We start from the raw sequence: 15,359 nt of genomic DNA on the forward strand, positions 1-15,359 counted from the left end.
GCCCCACCGCAGCGCAATATTCAGCCGATGCATCGGCCGTGGAACGCCGCAGATCATGTGCCGCCGGGCGACCGGGTCGACATCCCGGAGGGCGTGCAGCGCGAATGGGACCGCGACATCGCGGCCTGGCAGCGGGTCCAGGACTGGGCGAACGCGGAATACCAGCGTTTCCTGGCCGACGACACCGATCTCGACGGGATCGCCGAGGGCATCGAACGTCATCGGCGCGCCGAGCAGGACGCCCGCGCACGCGAGGTGGTGGACATCGTCGCGCGGCAGTTGGTCCAGCGGCAGCCCGGCGTCGACCCGCTCGGCGACGTCGACGCCCAGCTGAGGCGCATTCACGACGAAATCGACCGGGTCGCGGGTCAACTCGCGGACCGGTTCGCCGCCGACGATCCCGACGCCGTCCGCGACACCGTCGAAGACATTCGCGAATTGCTGGCGAGCGGCCGCGATCCCGACCGGATCGCGGCCGCGCTGGCCGAGCACATGCGCGTCGACGTGCCGACGTTCACGCGCGAGGAGCTGGCGCGGATCAAGAACCACCTGATGGTCGACGAGCATCGGGTGCGCGACCACGCCGACCCGCACGGCCGGTACGTGCACACCCGGATGGATCGCCTCGCCGATGTCGCCGAGGCGTGGAACCGCCTGATCGACGGCGCACCGCTGCCGCAGGACTTCGTGCTGCTCGGCGACATGCTCGCCGAGGCCCGATTCCTCGCCGCCAACCCCGGCGCGAGCTGGCAGCAGGCCAACGCCCACGCGATCGCGCTCGGCTTCCACTGGGACGCCGACCGCCCGCCGCTGACCGGATGGCGCGCGGGCATCCCATACGCTCCGGCTCCCCTCCCGCCGAACCCGGGCTACCTACCGCCCGCGCCGGGCGCCTCGGGAGCGACGCCCCCACGGCCCCAGGGACCGACCGGTGGCGCCGACCGCCGCCTGCCCACCGGGGAGCAGCCGAGTTCGCAGGACGAGGTCGAGGGTCCGGGGCCGAGCGCCGACCCCGGTGTACAGCAGCTTCCGGAGGGTCCGTGGGCCGCAGCGCGTCAGGATGAGTCCGACGACGGTGAGCGGGGTGTGCCGAACGCAGACGGTGGTGTGCGGAAGCCTCCGGGGGATCCGTCGACCATCGCGCGTCAGGATGAGTCCGGCGACGGTGAGCGGGGTGTGCCGAACGCAGACGGTGGTGTGCGGAAGCCTCCGGGGGATCCGTCGACCATCGCGCGTCAGGATGAGTCCGGCGACGGTGAGCGGGATGTGCCGAGCGTCGGCGGTGGTGCGCAGAAGCCTCCGGAGGATCCACCCCCCACCGCGCGTCAGGGTGAGCCCGACGAGCCCGACGAGCCGGGTGACGGCGAGCTAGCCGTGCCGGAGGAGTCTCGGGTCGTGCCTCCGGAGGGTGAATCGGGCCTGGGGCCCAGCGGCGCGCGTCGGGACGTGACCGGTAACCGTGCGCCGGACTCGCAAACCGCTGCGCGTACGGAAGACGAGCAGCGCGAAGCCGAACAGCCAGGGGCGCAGTCCCATTCGCCGGTCGAGTCGGCACCGTCTCCGTCCGCGCGCGACGATGCGCACCGAATGCTCGCCGAACTCGACGCGCTGCACCGTCGAATCGACCAGCAGCTCGATGATCTGTTGCGCCGGGCGAGTGCGGATCTGGACCGGAGCCGGCAGCGCGCCCTCGACCGTCTCGCCGATCTCGAAGACGCGATAGCGCAGCGGTTCGACGATCTGTCCGCGCAGCTGGATATGGACCCAGGTGCGCTCGCCGATAGCGAGACGCCGCTCGAATCGCTCACCGACGCGAGCCCGGAGGACTCGGCCGACGCGGCGCTCGAGCGCATCCGCGAGGAGTTCGACGACGCGGCCCGCCGCACCGACCAGCGGTTCGATGATCTGCTCCGTGACACGCTCGCCCAGCTCGACGGGATCGCGGCGGACCTCGATCAGCGCTTCGACGCCGCCGTCGCCCGACTCGACCAGCTGGCCGCCGGGCAGGACGCCGCCACGCACACCTCCCCCGAGGCGCGGGCACTGGACGAACTGCACGCGCGCCTGCTGGCCGAGCTGGACGAGATCCACCGCCGCGCCACGGACCGCCTCGCCGAACTCGAACGCGAACTCGACGCATCCACCGCCGACCCGCTGGACCCGAACGCGCAGCTGCCATCGCAGCCCGGCGAACCCGTCACGGGAAGTGCCACGCGCGGCAGCGATCCGACTTCGCGCGCAGCTGACCGCGCGGCCGAACGACCAGCGCGTACCGACGCCGAGCCTGCGCGGCCTTCCGCTCGGCGGGATGCGGCGTCGGGGGAGTTGGCGGACGCGCGGACGGGCTTTGCGGATGCTCGGCATGGCGAGCCGGAACGCCCGTCTGCTCAGCGGGATGCGGTTGCACGCGAATTGGCCGATGCGCAGGCCGGTCTGGCGGAGGCTCGGCGTGGTTTGCCGGTGAATGACGAGGATCTGGCGCGCGATGCGTTGGATGACGTGCTCGATGCTCTGCGCTCGCGCACGATGCGGGTTGACGAGCAACAGCCCTGGCAGGACCGACTCGCGGAGCTCGAGCGCGCCGCCCGGCGGGTGTTCGCCGCGGAGGACGCGCTCGCGCGGCTGGATCACGCCGTCGCGCAGGACACGCGAGCCGTCGAAGCGCCCTCGAACGACGTTGTACGAGAATCGGTTGCGCGTGCGGCCGACGTCGATCCCGCTCGAGTTGCCGAAGGTGCCGGGTCGTCCTCGAAGGACCGTGGTGCAGAGACGGTTTCGCAGGTGGCAGATGCTGACGCCGGGGTCTCGGCGCCCGCCGAGGCCGGTACTGAGCGGGAGCGCTCGGCCGACCAGGCGGATGCGGCAGCGGGTGAGTCGTCGGACCCGCGGGCCGAAGGCGACGCGGGGGGCAACCCTCCGTCCGGGCCGCCGACTCCGCCCGCGAACGCGGAGCCGCCTACCGGCGGTCGCCCGGAAGGGCCCCGCACTGGGAATCCCGTGCGCGATGTGGTCGAGTTCCTGAGGGAACAGCGCGATTGGCCCAACCAGCGCGAGACCGGTCCGCTTACCGAGGCCGAGGTCGAGCACGTCCGCCTGCTGGCCGAGGCGCTGGATCTCGACGAGACGTTCACTGTGCTGCGCGATCCGCTGGCGGCCCTGGCCGAACTCGCCGAACTCGCCAGAGCGCGAGGGTTCCTCGATGACGCCGACGGCCCTCGCATGCGCTACCCGGACGACTTCGAGCCCCTCACCAGCGACGAACGCTACGGCGACGAACAGTTCTGGCTGGCCGAGGCGCCCGAGGAAGGCTTGCGCGAAGTCCGCGACGACCTGCGCCGCGCGGGCCTGCCGATCGAGGAGCCGCGTCCACCGCAACTGCCCACGGCTCCCACCGGCCCCCGTTCCCTTCCCCCCACCGATCCCGCCGGCCGGGCCGCTTCCACCGACCCGGCTCCTGCCGAGCCGCAACGCCCGTCTGCGGAGCGGGCTGCGGCGTCGGAAGAGTTGGCGGACACGCAGACCGGCCGTGCGGAGGCTCGCAGTGGCGAGTCTGCACATCCGTCCGCTCAGCGGGACGCGGCTGCGCGCGAATTGGCCGATGCGCAGGCCGCTCTCGCGGAGGCGCGGCGCGGTCTGCCGGTGAACGATGAGGATCTGACGCGGGATGCGTTGGATGACGCGCTCGATGCTCTGCGTTCGCGGACGATGCGGGTGGACGAGCAGGGCCTCTGGCAGGAGCGGCTCACGGAGCTGGAGCAGGCCGCTCGGCGTGTGTTCGATGCCGAGGACGAAGTAGCCCGGCTGGATGCCCTCCCACAGCCCACCCGGCCAGCCGAGTCGAATGATCCGGGCCGAGAACTGGAATCGGGACAGACGCGGCATGCGTCCGAAGGGTCGGCCCGTTCGGGAGAGGCGCAAGCATCCCGCGCCCCGCGCCCCGAACCCATCGACCAGACTCGCGACCGGCTCGCGCGCCGCTTCGCCCTCGACGAGGACGATCTTTCGCCGGAGAACCTCGGCTCGACCATCGCCGACCTGCGTTACCGGAACCTGTTGCGGGCGGGCGTGGTCGAGGCGCTGGCCGCGGCGACCGAGCGGGCCCGCGACACGGTTCACCCCGACCTGCGCGCACAGGCGACGGCGACCCGCGACACCTGGGCGCGGCGGCTCCGCATCGATCCCGCCGACCTCGACCGCGAACCGGACGCGACGGTGGCGCGGGCCCGTACCGCGGTGCGTCTCGACGCGCAAGCCATCGCAGACCTCGCCGACGCCGCCCGAGCGGCGCGCAGCCAGACCGGCGCCGAGCCGCCCGAGCCGGGCGAGACCCGCCGCTACACCCTCGAGGTCGATGACGAACGGGTGCCCGCGCGGCTGGTCGCCGACGAGAACGACGGTTGGCGGGTCGAGATACCCGAACGTCTCGACGCGCCCGAGCCTGCGGACACCAACGTGCCCGCACCGCGGCAACCGGAGCGGCCGATGTCGCGGCTGCGTCGCCTTTGGGAGGCGTTGAAGGCCGGATTCCGTGGACAGAACCCGAAGTACCCGTCCGGCTCCGGCGTCGACAGCGCGGGCCAGTCGCTGCTCGGCCACGAAGCGGGCCTGCCGCTCACCAAGCACTACGATCCGACACCCACCCCGGGCGACGAATACGACGTGCTGCAGACCAAGTTCAACCCGGCCCGCATCCTCAAGGAAACCGTCACCATGTGGCGGAAGCGGGAACTCATCCCGCTGCTGAAGCGCCTGACCTCCCGGGTCGAAAGCCGGGCCGCCGAGTACGGCACACCGACCACCCGCGAGGGCGAGGAGTACCGGTACTGGCTGGAGGAGGCCGATCCGGAGTTGGTGCGCCGGGAACTCGGTGTCGAACTCGAGGATCTGAAGCGACAGGCCGCAGACGCCGCCCGTGCGCTCGCGGCGCCGGAGACCAGGCCGGAACTGACCGACGGCGAGACATCCGACGCCACAACGGATCAGTCGCCGCGGCCCGGCGAAGAGCTGCCCGCCAGCACCGGTGAGCTCGCGGACTGGCTGCACGAGCTGTCCGAGGCATCGGTCCGGCGCCAGGAACTGGCCGACGCCCTGGCGGCCGCGGCCGACGCTCTCGGCGTCGACCTCGGCGAACCGAACGCCGAGAACGTCCGCCGGGCCGTCGATCTGCTGCGGTATCAGCAGGTCCGCCGGATCGGTGCGCTCACCGGCCTCGCCGAGGCGTCCCGCCGGTACAACGCCGAACACGAACGGATCCCCTACAGCGAGGAGATCGGCTTCTTCGACGCCAACCCGATGAACCGGTTCCTCGGTGAGGTCGTGCGCGCGTTCGGCGGCAATCCCACCCTGCTGAACTGGGAGGGCGTCAACAACGGTGGCGAGCCGAGCCGCGAGTGGGGCGACCTCTACGACACCGACCAGCCGGGACAGGACCAGGGTTTGCGCGCGTTCTTCGAGAACGCGCTGCGCCGCGACCAGATCATGGACGAGCGCTCCGTGTGGGCGCAGCTGCTCGGCGCCGACCTGCATGTGCTCGACCCGAATCAGCTGGCGGACGCGCTCGCCGAGGAGATGGACCGCATCCGCGAGCACGCGCGCGGCCTGACCGGCTTCCTCGCCGACGCCGAGGAGTTCTTGTCGGCCGACGCCGCGGTGGACGAGCTCACCGGCCTGATCGGCGATACGGCCGGACGGGAGTGGGCGCTCGCGCAGGGCGGTGTACTGCTCGAGGACGGCACCGGGATCGGCTTGGTCCCCGGCGAGCCGATGCGGTTGGTGGTCGTGGACGGCAGGCTCGACCACGACCGGGTCATCGCCGACGCGCTCGCGGAGCACCCCCGCCTCGCCGAGGCCGTGAACGAGGGCTTCGTCGAGGTCCACTACCTGATCAGCGACGTGCAGCCGGGGCGTCCGCTTCCCGAGGGCGGTTTCACTCCGGAACGGATAGCGATCGTCGACGGCGGGGCTACCCAGGTGCGTCACTTCACCGGTGCGGTCGAGGGACGCAGGCTGGAGGCGACGGTGGTGAACGACGGCGACGGCTGGCGCGTCGTGCCCGACGCTCCGGTGGACTCCGACGCGCTCCCCGCCGAGGCGCCGGAATCGTTGTCGCGGGAACAGATCGGCACCGCCATCGACGAGTTCGCCGCGCGCCTAGGCATCACCGAAGCCGAGCTGGGTTCCCCGGAGCTGCTCGCCGAACGGCTCACGGCGCTGCGCGACGAGAACGCGATCCGCGCGGGCCAGATCGAGGCGATCATCGACTACGCGCGCACCGCATGGGATATCGACACCTACCACCAGGTCGGCGACACGCGAAATCTGCTGGCGCACCGGCTCGGCCTGGAGGCCGGGGAGATGACACCGCGGCGTCTCGCCGAGACGATCGCGGATCCGGACACCCGCAACGCGCTGCGTCAGCAGCGGGCCGAGGCGCTGATCAAGTACGCGAAGCTGTTGCGTGGCATGGACCCGGACGCGATCGCCGCCGCCGACGACCGTTTGGTCCGGCGCCTCGACGCCCTGCCGGGAACGGTGCGGATCACCGGCATCGCCCAGCTGGGCGAGGTGATCGCCAATCTGTCACAGCGGCCGAACCTGCACCCGAACCTGGTCGACGCGCTCACCGACTATGCGGACGCTCTTGCCGCGGCCGACGTGTTCGATCCGGACGCACACGGCGATCGGGCGATCGATCCGCGCGTGTCGGATATCGAATTCCCGGTGCACGACAAAGCCGTTCGGCATCTACTGGACGTCATCGGCGATGTCGCCCACCTCACCGAGGCCCCCGGCCGCCTCGGCATGCTCGACGGCGACACCGACATCCCGCCCGGCCCGGACCGTGGGGCCAGCCGCGACTTCGCGCGCCTGGTGGGCGTGGACCTCACCGACGCGAGCCCCGAACGGTGGGCCGAGGTCTACGAGGTCTACCGCGACGGCAAACTCGACCAGAACGAGCGACTGACCCCCGCACAGCTGGCCGAGGTCCAGGCCGAGCTGCGCGCGGAAGTCGTCCAGCGCGCCGAGGACATCGCAACCCTCACCGACCTCGTCCAACGCGCCGCCCGCGCCGACCTGGAGCGACTGTCCGCCCAACGCGACGCGGCAGCACGCGAAGTGACGAACGCGCGGGCAGACCTCGCGGACGCTCGCCGTGGTCTGCCGGTGAACGACGAGGACCTGACGCGGGACGCGTTGGACGATGCGCTCGATGGTCTGCGCGGGCGCACGATGCGAGTGGATGAGCAGGGTCCGTGGCAGAACCGGGTTGCGGAGTTGGAACGCGCCGCGCGCCGCGTCTTCGACGCCGCTACGGAATTGGCTCGATTGGACGACGCCCTCGATCAGGTCGCCCGAGCCGCCGATCCGCCCTCGAACGATCGAACCCGAGAGCCGGATTCGCCTGCCTCGCAGGCAGCGGCCCACGAATCGGCACGTGCCGACGCCGAAGCCGAACTGGAACGCCTGTCCGCCCAACGGGCTGCGGCAGCACAACAGTTGGCGAACGCGCGGGCAGATCTCGCGGACGCTCGCCATGGTCTGCCGGTGAACGACGAGGATCTGACGCGGGATGTGTTGGACGATGCGCTCGATGCCCTGCGTGGACGCACGATGCGGGTCGATGAGCAGCAGTCGTGGCAGGAGCGGCTCGCCGGACTCGAGCGCGCCGCCAGGCGCGTGTTCGATGCCGAGGATGAAGTAGCTCGGCTGGATGACGCCCTCGCACAGGCCACCGGGGAAGCCGCCCAACCCTCGAACGACCACGCACAAGAACCGGCACGTTCAGCCGAACAGCCCGCGCCTGCCGAGGCGGATGCGGAGCGTGCGCGCCTGACCGCGGAGCGGGATGCGGCTGCGCGCGAATTGGCCGATGCGCAGGCAGATCTTGCGGATACTCGACGTGGGTTGCCTTTGAATGACGAGGATCTGACGCGGGATGCGTTGGATGACGCGCTGGACGAGTTGCGTGGACGCACCATGCGGGTCGATGAGCAGCAGTCGTGGCAGGAGCGGCTCGCCGGACTCGAGCGCGCCGCCAGGCGCGTGTTCGATGCCGAGGATGAAGTAGCTCGGCTGGATGACGCCCTCGCGCAGGCCGCACGGGAAGCCGACCAGCTCCTGAATAACCGAGCACAAGAACCGGCGCGTGCGGCCGAGGAGTTCGCGCGTGCCGAGGCGGATGCGGAGCGTGCGCTTCTATCCGCTGAACGGGATGCGGCTGCGCGCGAATTGGCCGATGCCCAGGCAGATCTCGCGGAGACCCGGCGTGGATTGCCGGTGAACGATGAGGATCTGGCGCGGGATGTGTTGGACGATGGGCTGGACGGTTTGCGTTCGCGGACGATGCGGGTGGATGAGCAGGGGCCGTGGCAGGACCGGGTTGCGGAGTTGGAGCGGTCTGCTCGGCGTGTGTTCGATGCTGAGGACGAGCTGGCCCAGGCCGAGGAAGCGGTGCGCGAGGCCGATCGCGAGCACTCCACGCATCGTTCTCCGCAGGAGGGGGAGCCCGGGTCGCGGGCGGCTCGCGGTGGTGCGGACAGGAATGGGGAGACGCCGCGTCCAGAGGGTGACGGTGGCGAGGATTCGTCGAACAGCGGTGCTCGGGCAAATCGCGACGGTGACGAGGAGTCGTCGGGTGGTGCCCGTTCGAACCGCGACGATGATTCGGAGCCGCCCGAGGATCCGTCGGCTTCGGGCCGCACGCGTTCCCGTCGCATGCCACCGAATTGGGCGTTGCGCTCGCACATTCCGCATCCACCGAAGGACTACGAGTTCGAGATGCCGGGACCGTTCCACAACGAGGTGGAGCCGTGGCCCGTCCCGCCGCCGCAGCCACAACCCTCGCAGCCGCCGAATCCCCCGCAGCCTCCGGATCCGCCGCAGCCGCCGGTGCCTCCGGATCCGCCGGTGCCGCCGGTGCCGCCGGTGCCGCCGGTGCCTCCGGTGCCGCCGGTGCCGCCGACGCCTCCGGTTCCGCCGACGCCTCCGGTGCCGCCGGACCCGCCGGTGCCGCCAGTGCCGCCGGACCCACCGCAGCCTCCGGTGTCTCCGGTCCCGCCGCAGCCTCCGGTGTCTCCGGTCCCGCCGCAGCCTCCGGTTCCGCCGACGCCTCCGCAGCCGCCGCAGCCTCCGGTTCCGCCGACGCCTCCGCAGCCGCCGCAGCCTCCGGTTCCGCCGGCTCCGCCGACGCCTCCGGTGCCGCCCGGCCCTCCGACACCTGGCGAGCCCACGCCGTGGTACCCGCCCACGCCTCCGGGGCCACTGCCGCCGTACCCGTCGACCCCGCCCTCGTATCCGTCGGCGCCAACTCCGGGACCGCCCGCACCTTCGTACCCACCGCCCCCACCGGGTTGGCCGGGTTACCCGGACGGCCGGGGCCACCCCGACGGCACGGTCCCGCCGGGCATGCCCGTGCCCCCTCCGATCCCGCCGCCATTGCCCCCACCGACGGGCAACGGTCGACGCACCGACCACCGCGGTCCGAACGGGAACGGGCAGCGGGGCCGGGATCCCGGGCAGACTCTCTTCGTTCGTCCGTTCGCAGGCTTCGGTGTGCCCGCCGAGTTCGACCCGATGACCGGCGCGCTGCGTGCCAACCCGTCGGAGGCGGGGCCGCCCAGCGGCGTCTACGGTGAACTCGGTGGGGTGCCGGTGGTGTTCTACCGACACGGCGGCGCGCTCACCCTGCGAGTCGGCGACCGCACGGTCGACCTCGCCGGGCCCGTCAGCGTCGAATGGGGCACCGTCGGGTGGCGGACCACCCGGTTCGCGGTGCTCGTCGACGGTGCCGTCTTCTGCGAGCTGACCTATCGCTCGGTGCCGGAGGAGATGGACATCGGTGCACTGGTCCGGGCCGTGGTCGCCGATCCCGTGCGGCGCACCGAGATCTTCGCCGGATGATCCGAGCCGACTATGCGAACGAGTAATCATCAACGCGAGGAGGAATGATGCGTATCGACTACCCGACCGACGACGAGCTGCGGCAGAACTTCGACGAAATGCTGCGCTCGGTGCTGACCGGTGGTGGCATCCACACCGAGACCGGCCTCGACATGAAGACCGAGGACGCGCTGTGGGCGATCGCCCGCGCGTATCCCGACGTGCCGGACGCGCTGGTCGACGCGGCTCGCGCGGCCTTCGCCGGTCAGCTCGACGGCTCCAATGCCCGCGAGCGCAAAGAGGCGCTGGCCCGCAAGATCGAGGAGCTCGATCGTCGCCGGTCGGCGCGGTGATCATCCGGTGGTCTCCGATGTCACGGCCTAGGGTGGGCGCATGACGGAATGGCGCGCGTTGACCGACAGCGAAATCGTCGCCTTGGCGACCGGCCTGCGTTCGCTCGACGGCTCCCAGCCGATGGAGGCGCTACCGCGGCTGGCGGAGTCGTTCGGCTGGAAGGTGCTGACCGCCCATTCGGACCGGGCGCTGCTGGACGTCGGTTTCGGGATGGGCAGCGGCAAGATCCACGGGCGAGAGGGCCTGATCGTGGACGTCAAGGTGCGGGTCACCGATTTCGCCCCGGACGACGCGGAAGGCCGGGCACGCTCGCGGGACACCTTCGCCGCGATGGTCGCCGCGTTGACCGGCGCTCTCGATGCGCCCACCGCCCGGATCCCCGGCGCCACCGCCGAAGTCCGTTGGGCGGGTCCGGAGGCCACCCTGGTGCTGGAGGATCTGGGCCGCTCGGTGCAGCTGTCCCTGGTGGCCAACTCCTGGCTCGCACTGCACGACCAGGCCATCGAGCTGGAGGAGCGGGAGCAGAGTTGACCGGGTGGGGAGACTTCGCCGCGGGGCTGGCCGCGGAACTCGCCGCACTGCGCGCCGGTTCCATCGTCAAGCTGGTCGAGTCCGAGACGGGGCCGCGGCGGCGGTACGCCCAATTCCTCCAGCTCGACGACCTGCTCTCGGCCGAGTTGGTGGACGACGAATGGCTCGATCCAGCCTTGCGCGCCGGCGCCGCGGGCCGCGCGGTGATCGCCGACGCGGGCTGGCGGGAACGCGATGCGAGCCACAACAATTGGTGGACAGAGCTGCCCTGGCCGAGCCCCTCGGCCGGTTACCGGCGGTTGGCCGACATGGTTGTCACCGGTTTGCGCGACGGGTTCGGCATCGACGCCCCCACCGTCCTGGCCTACACCGCGTGGAACGAACGTGCGGAGAATCGCGCGTTGGACCTGCCGCTGCTCGGCCTGCGGCAGGAGCCCTGACGTGGACCGCGCTCGAACCGGCGTTGTGCCAGGATGGACCGCGAACAGAGCACAGGCATCGTGGTGTGCGCACCGGCTCCGATGCGGTAGATGAGGGGATTTCCGCGACGTGACCAGACCAGGCGGCGAGGCGTCCGACGACATGCCCCGTGACGCCGTGGACGACGGCGATTCCGAGACCCCCGTGACGCCGCCTGCCGCCGAGGCGCGGACGGCCGACGCGGTCGCTGCCGATCCGGCGGGGGACGCCGAGGCGGGGGAGGAGCCCGATGTCGGCTTCACCCTGTCCGAAGCGCCGGTGGCGGATGTCGGCGAACGAGCCAAGGCACTCATGCACCAGGTCGCCCGCGAGCTCGGTGCGGCCGGTCCGCCGGGCTGGCAGCGAGTGGACGCGGTCTTCGCGCTGACGGTGGCCGCGGAGGTGGCGCTGGCCGCCTACTCCGACGACGGGGAGCGCGTCGTGCGGGTGAACCCCGATCCCGGCATCATGGCGCTGGTCCGGGAGCATCGGCAGCTTGCGGCCGGTTTCGGCGACGGACCTTGGTGGCGTTTGCTTTTGACGCTGACCAGTGCGGGCCGGATCGAGGTCGACTACGACTACGGCGACGAGCCGTTCCCGGACGATCAGCTGTTCCCGCCCGAGGTCTACCTCGCGGATCTGGCGGTGTTTCCCCGGGATTCGCTGCCAGTGTGGCTCGGCGCCTATGTCGGTCACGGCGATCGCCAGTCGCGGCCGCCGCGGGTTGCCGCGGCGCAAGCGCGGGCGGATCAGGAAGCGGGTGTGCGCGCCGTGCCGTCGGAGGACGATCTGCCCTCGTTCCCGCTGATGGCGGCTCGGTGGGCGGTGCTGGCCGCGGCGTTCGTCGCGGTCGGATCCCCTTGGGGCCCCCGTTTGCTGCCCTCTCTGAGCTGGTTCGAGGGCGCCAAGCGCAGCGGTTGCTCGCTGTACGCGCTGCCCGGCGGGCGGGCGGTGCTCTCCGGCGGCGTGTGGAATGCGCCGGAACTCGCGGCGGCCTACAACGAAGGCGCCCGGTTGCCCGATCTGTACGCGGGTGCGCCGGAGTGGGTGGCCGGTCAGGTGTTGAACCACCGCGCCGCCAGCGGTTTGCTGTCGTTCTGCTACTGGTGGGAGAACGGCCGTTGGTACCGCGGCGAGTCACCCGGTCCGGACCGGTTCGTCGAAGCAGTGCCGGGCGTGTGGACGTCCGACAGCGTCGTGGACATCGTGACCGGGCTGCTCGGCGACGACTCGACCGCGCCGCCGCGCGCCGCCGTCGGCGCCTTGGTGTCCGCGGCCGAGGTGGGCATCGTCACGCGGGACACCCTCGTGAGCGTCTTCGATGACGACGACCGATTCGATGTCGACGGCGCCTTCTTCCAGCTCACCATGGCCGGGGTGACCACCGCCGCGCCGGAGCCGATGGCGCAGGAGGAGGCGATCGCGCGAGTGGCGCGGTTCATCCGCGACAGTGGCGTGGACACGGCGAACTACCCACCCGAGGAATTGCGCGCCGATCGGATCAGCGTCGGCTGGATGGTGTACGTCCCGGTCGAACCGGGCGAGATCGCGATCGGCCGGGCGATCTTCTACATCGCCGATGACGGTGTGCTGGAACGATCTTCGTCCTCGGTGGCGCCGTCGGTCTACATCGCCGCGTTCGAGCGGCGGTTCCAGGACCGGCACGGCCCGGTGGGGGCGCTCAGGGCGCACGACGAAAAGCGCTGAGCCGCAGTCGGTCGACCTCACGGGTGCTCGAACCTCGGCTCGTAGGGTCCACGAGCATGTGTCGTCGTTCACCCAGGCGAGCGCGCTCGTTCACCTGGGCTCGTTTCGCCGAAATCCGCGTGCTTCCAAGGTTCGAGCGCGAACCCGCTGGTCGGGCGGGGTGGGCAGCGCCGATGGGCCACCATGATTCGGGTCTGTACATGCGGGGGCAACCCGAGTTCCCATAGAATCGTTGGTGCCTCGTAAGACAATATTTGGCGTGCCTTAAGAACCGGCTGCCATATTGACGTGTGGCGCGCCGCCGGTCGCGGCGCGCCAGCGATGAGGAGGGTCGTCAGCGTATGAATTGCCGGGCGCAGGAGCGTGATCCCGAGCGCGGGGGCGAACAGGTCACTGCGCCGTGGCGCGCGCATAGCCGGCGCCCACGTCAGGGGTGGATTCAGTTGTGCGGGTCGGAGTCTGTGTCTCCGGGATCGGACCTCGGCATCGTATCGCCATTCCGCGTGGCGCGGTCCGGCAACTATTCCCACCGGTGGAGGTCTGCCTCAGCCGTGTTCGGATCCTCGACCTGGTCAGGAGCGTGACCCCATGCCACCCCCTAATCCTGAGACCGACAACCCGTGGGCGAACCTGAATCAGCAGGCGCACAACGGCACGCTGCAGCTCAGCGATAGCGCGGCCGGGGAAGCGGCCGCGCTGGCCGCCGCGGCGGCGAACGCCGTGGAGTTGGTCAAGCGCCATGTGGCGGATGTCCAGAACCCGAGGGGTTTCGGCGCCGCTCAGTCGAGCTACCTGCTGCAGGCGAAGTTCGCGCGGGCGGCCGGCGATCTGGACGACATCCTGCGGCGGTTCCTGGAGATCTTGAACGCCATGGGCGAGACCTTCCTGGCCGCCGGAAAGAAGTACAACGAAACCGATACCGATTCGGGGACCGAGTTCAGGAGGATTCGGGACAACACGCCGCGGCGTGGGGACCCGAGTCAAGGAGGAAACCCTGCCACGCCGCCGGTGGGCGGATCGCATCACATCCCGGATTTCTTGCAGGACCGGCAGTACTTCGGTGACATGGCGCAGAAGCCATCGAACGAGCGCATCAATTCGAGCGGGCAATTCTCCGAAATGGACGCACTTTCGAACGCGCGGGAAGGCCGGGACACCACCCCCATCGAAGTCGAGAACGCGTATGAGAAAGATCATCCCTTCTTCGAATCGTTCGAAACGGGGATAGATTCCGTCGCGGTCGTCAGCGACGCTCTGGTGTGGGACTGGATGGCCCAGGAACTCGACGGAACCTTCCGAGACCTGAACAATCGTCTGGCGCGGTTTCCGATCGAGGGATCCTGGCAATCCCCGCAGGGCGAGGGCGGTATCAATGCGGCGATCACGGCCGCGGAGACCTATCGATCCCAGGCCGATGCGCTGACCACCAGTATGCGGGCGCTGAGTCAGAATCTCACCTATACCGCCGGTTGGTTGGCCGAGACCAAGAAGTTCATGCCCGGCGAGACCCGGGACAAGGGCGGCTACGTAGACCGCGAGATACAAGAGGACAGCTGTCTGGATCTGTGGCACCGGCGTGGATTTCGGAACTGGTACGCCGAGGGCATGAAGTACACGAATGCCGCGATCCCGGTCCTTCCCGCCCCGACGGTGAAGCCCGCGCAGCCTCCCGCGCCGCCGGGGCCGCCCGGTCCGCCTGGAACGGCCGCACCCGGCACCGCGGCACCGGGAGCGTCGCAGCAGCAGCTGGCAGCGCTGCGTGCCGCGCAACAGCAGTCCGATCAAGAGCGTAAGGCGCTGTTGCAGCAGCAGAACGCGCTGGAGGAAGCGCGGCGCACAGCGGAGCAGCAGGCCCAGCAGCGCGCCGCCGCACAACAGCAGCAGCAGGCCCAGCAGCAGGCTCAACAGGCGGCGCAGCAGGCCGCCCAACAAGCCGCGCAGCAGGCACAGCAGATCGGCCAGCAGTTGGCCGGTGCCGCGCAGCAGGCGGCGCAACAGGCCGCCCAACAGATCGCACAGCAGAGCGCGCTCGCCGGATTGCCGGGTCTGCCTGCGGGGTTGAAGGATTTCCAGGACGCCGCCAAGAAGATGAGCGCGGCGGGGAAAGGCGCGACCGGCGGGCCTGGGCCGGGAATCGGCAGTGCCACCCCGCCGACCGGCCAGAACCTCGAGCGGGCTTCCAAGCTCTTCCCCCGAGCGACGACGGACCTCACGGCCACGGCGGCCGGCGTGCGCGCGGGGCTCGCGCCGGGAACCGGAATGGCGGGCGCCCCGATGGGTGGCATGCCGATGGGCGGTCCCGGGGCCGCCGCGGGTGGACAGCAGAAGGAGCACAAGCGCGCCGACTATCTCGATTCCACCGAGCATCTGGAAGAGGCGATCGGTGAGGCGCCGGTCGTGGCGAAACCGGTTGTCGAGAAATGACGGCC

General features: G+C 70.7%; 6 protein-coding genes (1 of these 6 cut by a window edge). All 6 read left to right on the forward strand.

The window, feature by feature from the left end:
- Positions 1-9,900, forward strand: partial view of a hypothetical protein gene (locus IU450_RS15600; RefSeq protein WP_195150520.1) — the 3' portion only. It extends 25,665 nt beyond the left edge of the window; 9,900 of the gene's 35,565 nt are visible here — the last part of the coding sequence; its start codon lies beyond the left edge, outside the window; its stop codon occupies positions 9,898-9,900.
- A gap of 47 nt (positions 9,901-9,947) precedes the next feature.
- On the forward strand, positions 9,948-10,232 hold the full coding sequence (locus tag IU450_RS15605) for a hypothetical protein (RefSeq protein WP_043687523.1): 285 nt from the start codon (positions 9,948-9,950) through the stop codon (positions 10,230-10,232).
- A 40-nt stretch (positions 10,233-10,272) separates the two neighbouring features.
- The gene (locus tag IU450_RS15610; RefSeq protein ID WP_195150521.1) at positions 10,273-10,764 is read left to right on the forward strand and encodes a DUF6301 family protein; all 492 of its coding nucleotides are present in this window, start codon (positions 10,273-10,275) and stop codon (positions 10,762-10,764) included.
- Complete coding sequence (locus IU450_RS15615) at positions 10,761-11,204, forward strand: TY-Chap domain-containing protein (RefSeq protein WP_195150522.1); 444 nt, start codon at positions 10,761-10,763, stop codon at positions 11,202-11,204. The genes IU450_RS15610 and IU450_RS15615 overlap by 4 nt, the downstream gene beginning before the upstream one ends.
- A gap of 109 nt (positions 11,205-11,313) precedes the next feature.
- Entirely contained in the window at positions 11,314-12,930 is a 1,617-nt protein-coding gene (locus IU450_RS15620; RefSeq protein WP_324197688.1) for a hypothetical protein, read from the forward strand.
- A gap of 588 nt (positions 12,931-13,518) precedes the next feature.
- Positions 13,519-15,354, forward strand: a complete 1,836-nt coding sequence (locus tag IU450_RS15625) for a hypothetical protein (RefSeq protein ID WP_195150523.1) — start codon at positions 13,519-13,521, stop codon at positions 15,352-15,354.
- Positions 15,355-15,359 lie beyond the last annotated feature (5 nt).

This window comes from Nocardia abscessus (genome assembly GCF_015477775.1).
GTDB lineage: Bacteria > Actinomycetota > Actinomycetes > Mycobacteriales > Mycobacteriaceae > Nocardia > Nocardia abscessus_A.

Coding starts and splice junctions, on each gene's coding strand:
- IU450_RS15625 (WP_195150523.1), top strand. CDS start 13,519: ATGCCACCCCCTAATCCTGAGACCGACAACCCGTGGGCGAACCTGAAT.
- IU450_RS15610 (WP_195150521.1), top strand. CDS start 10,273: ATGACGGAATGGCGCGCGTTGACCGACAGCGAAATCGTCGCCTTGGCG.
- IU450_RS15605 (WP_043687523.1), top strand. CDS start 9,948: ATGCGTATCGACTACCCGACCGACGACGAGCTGCGGCAGAACTTCGAC.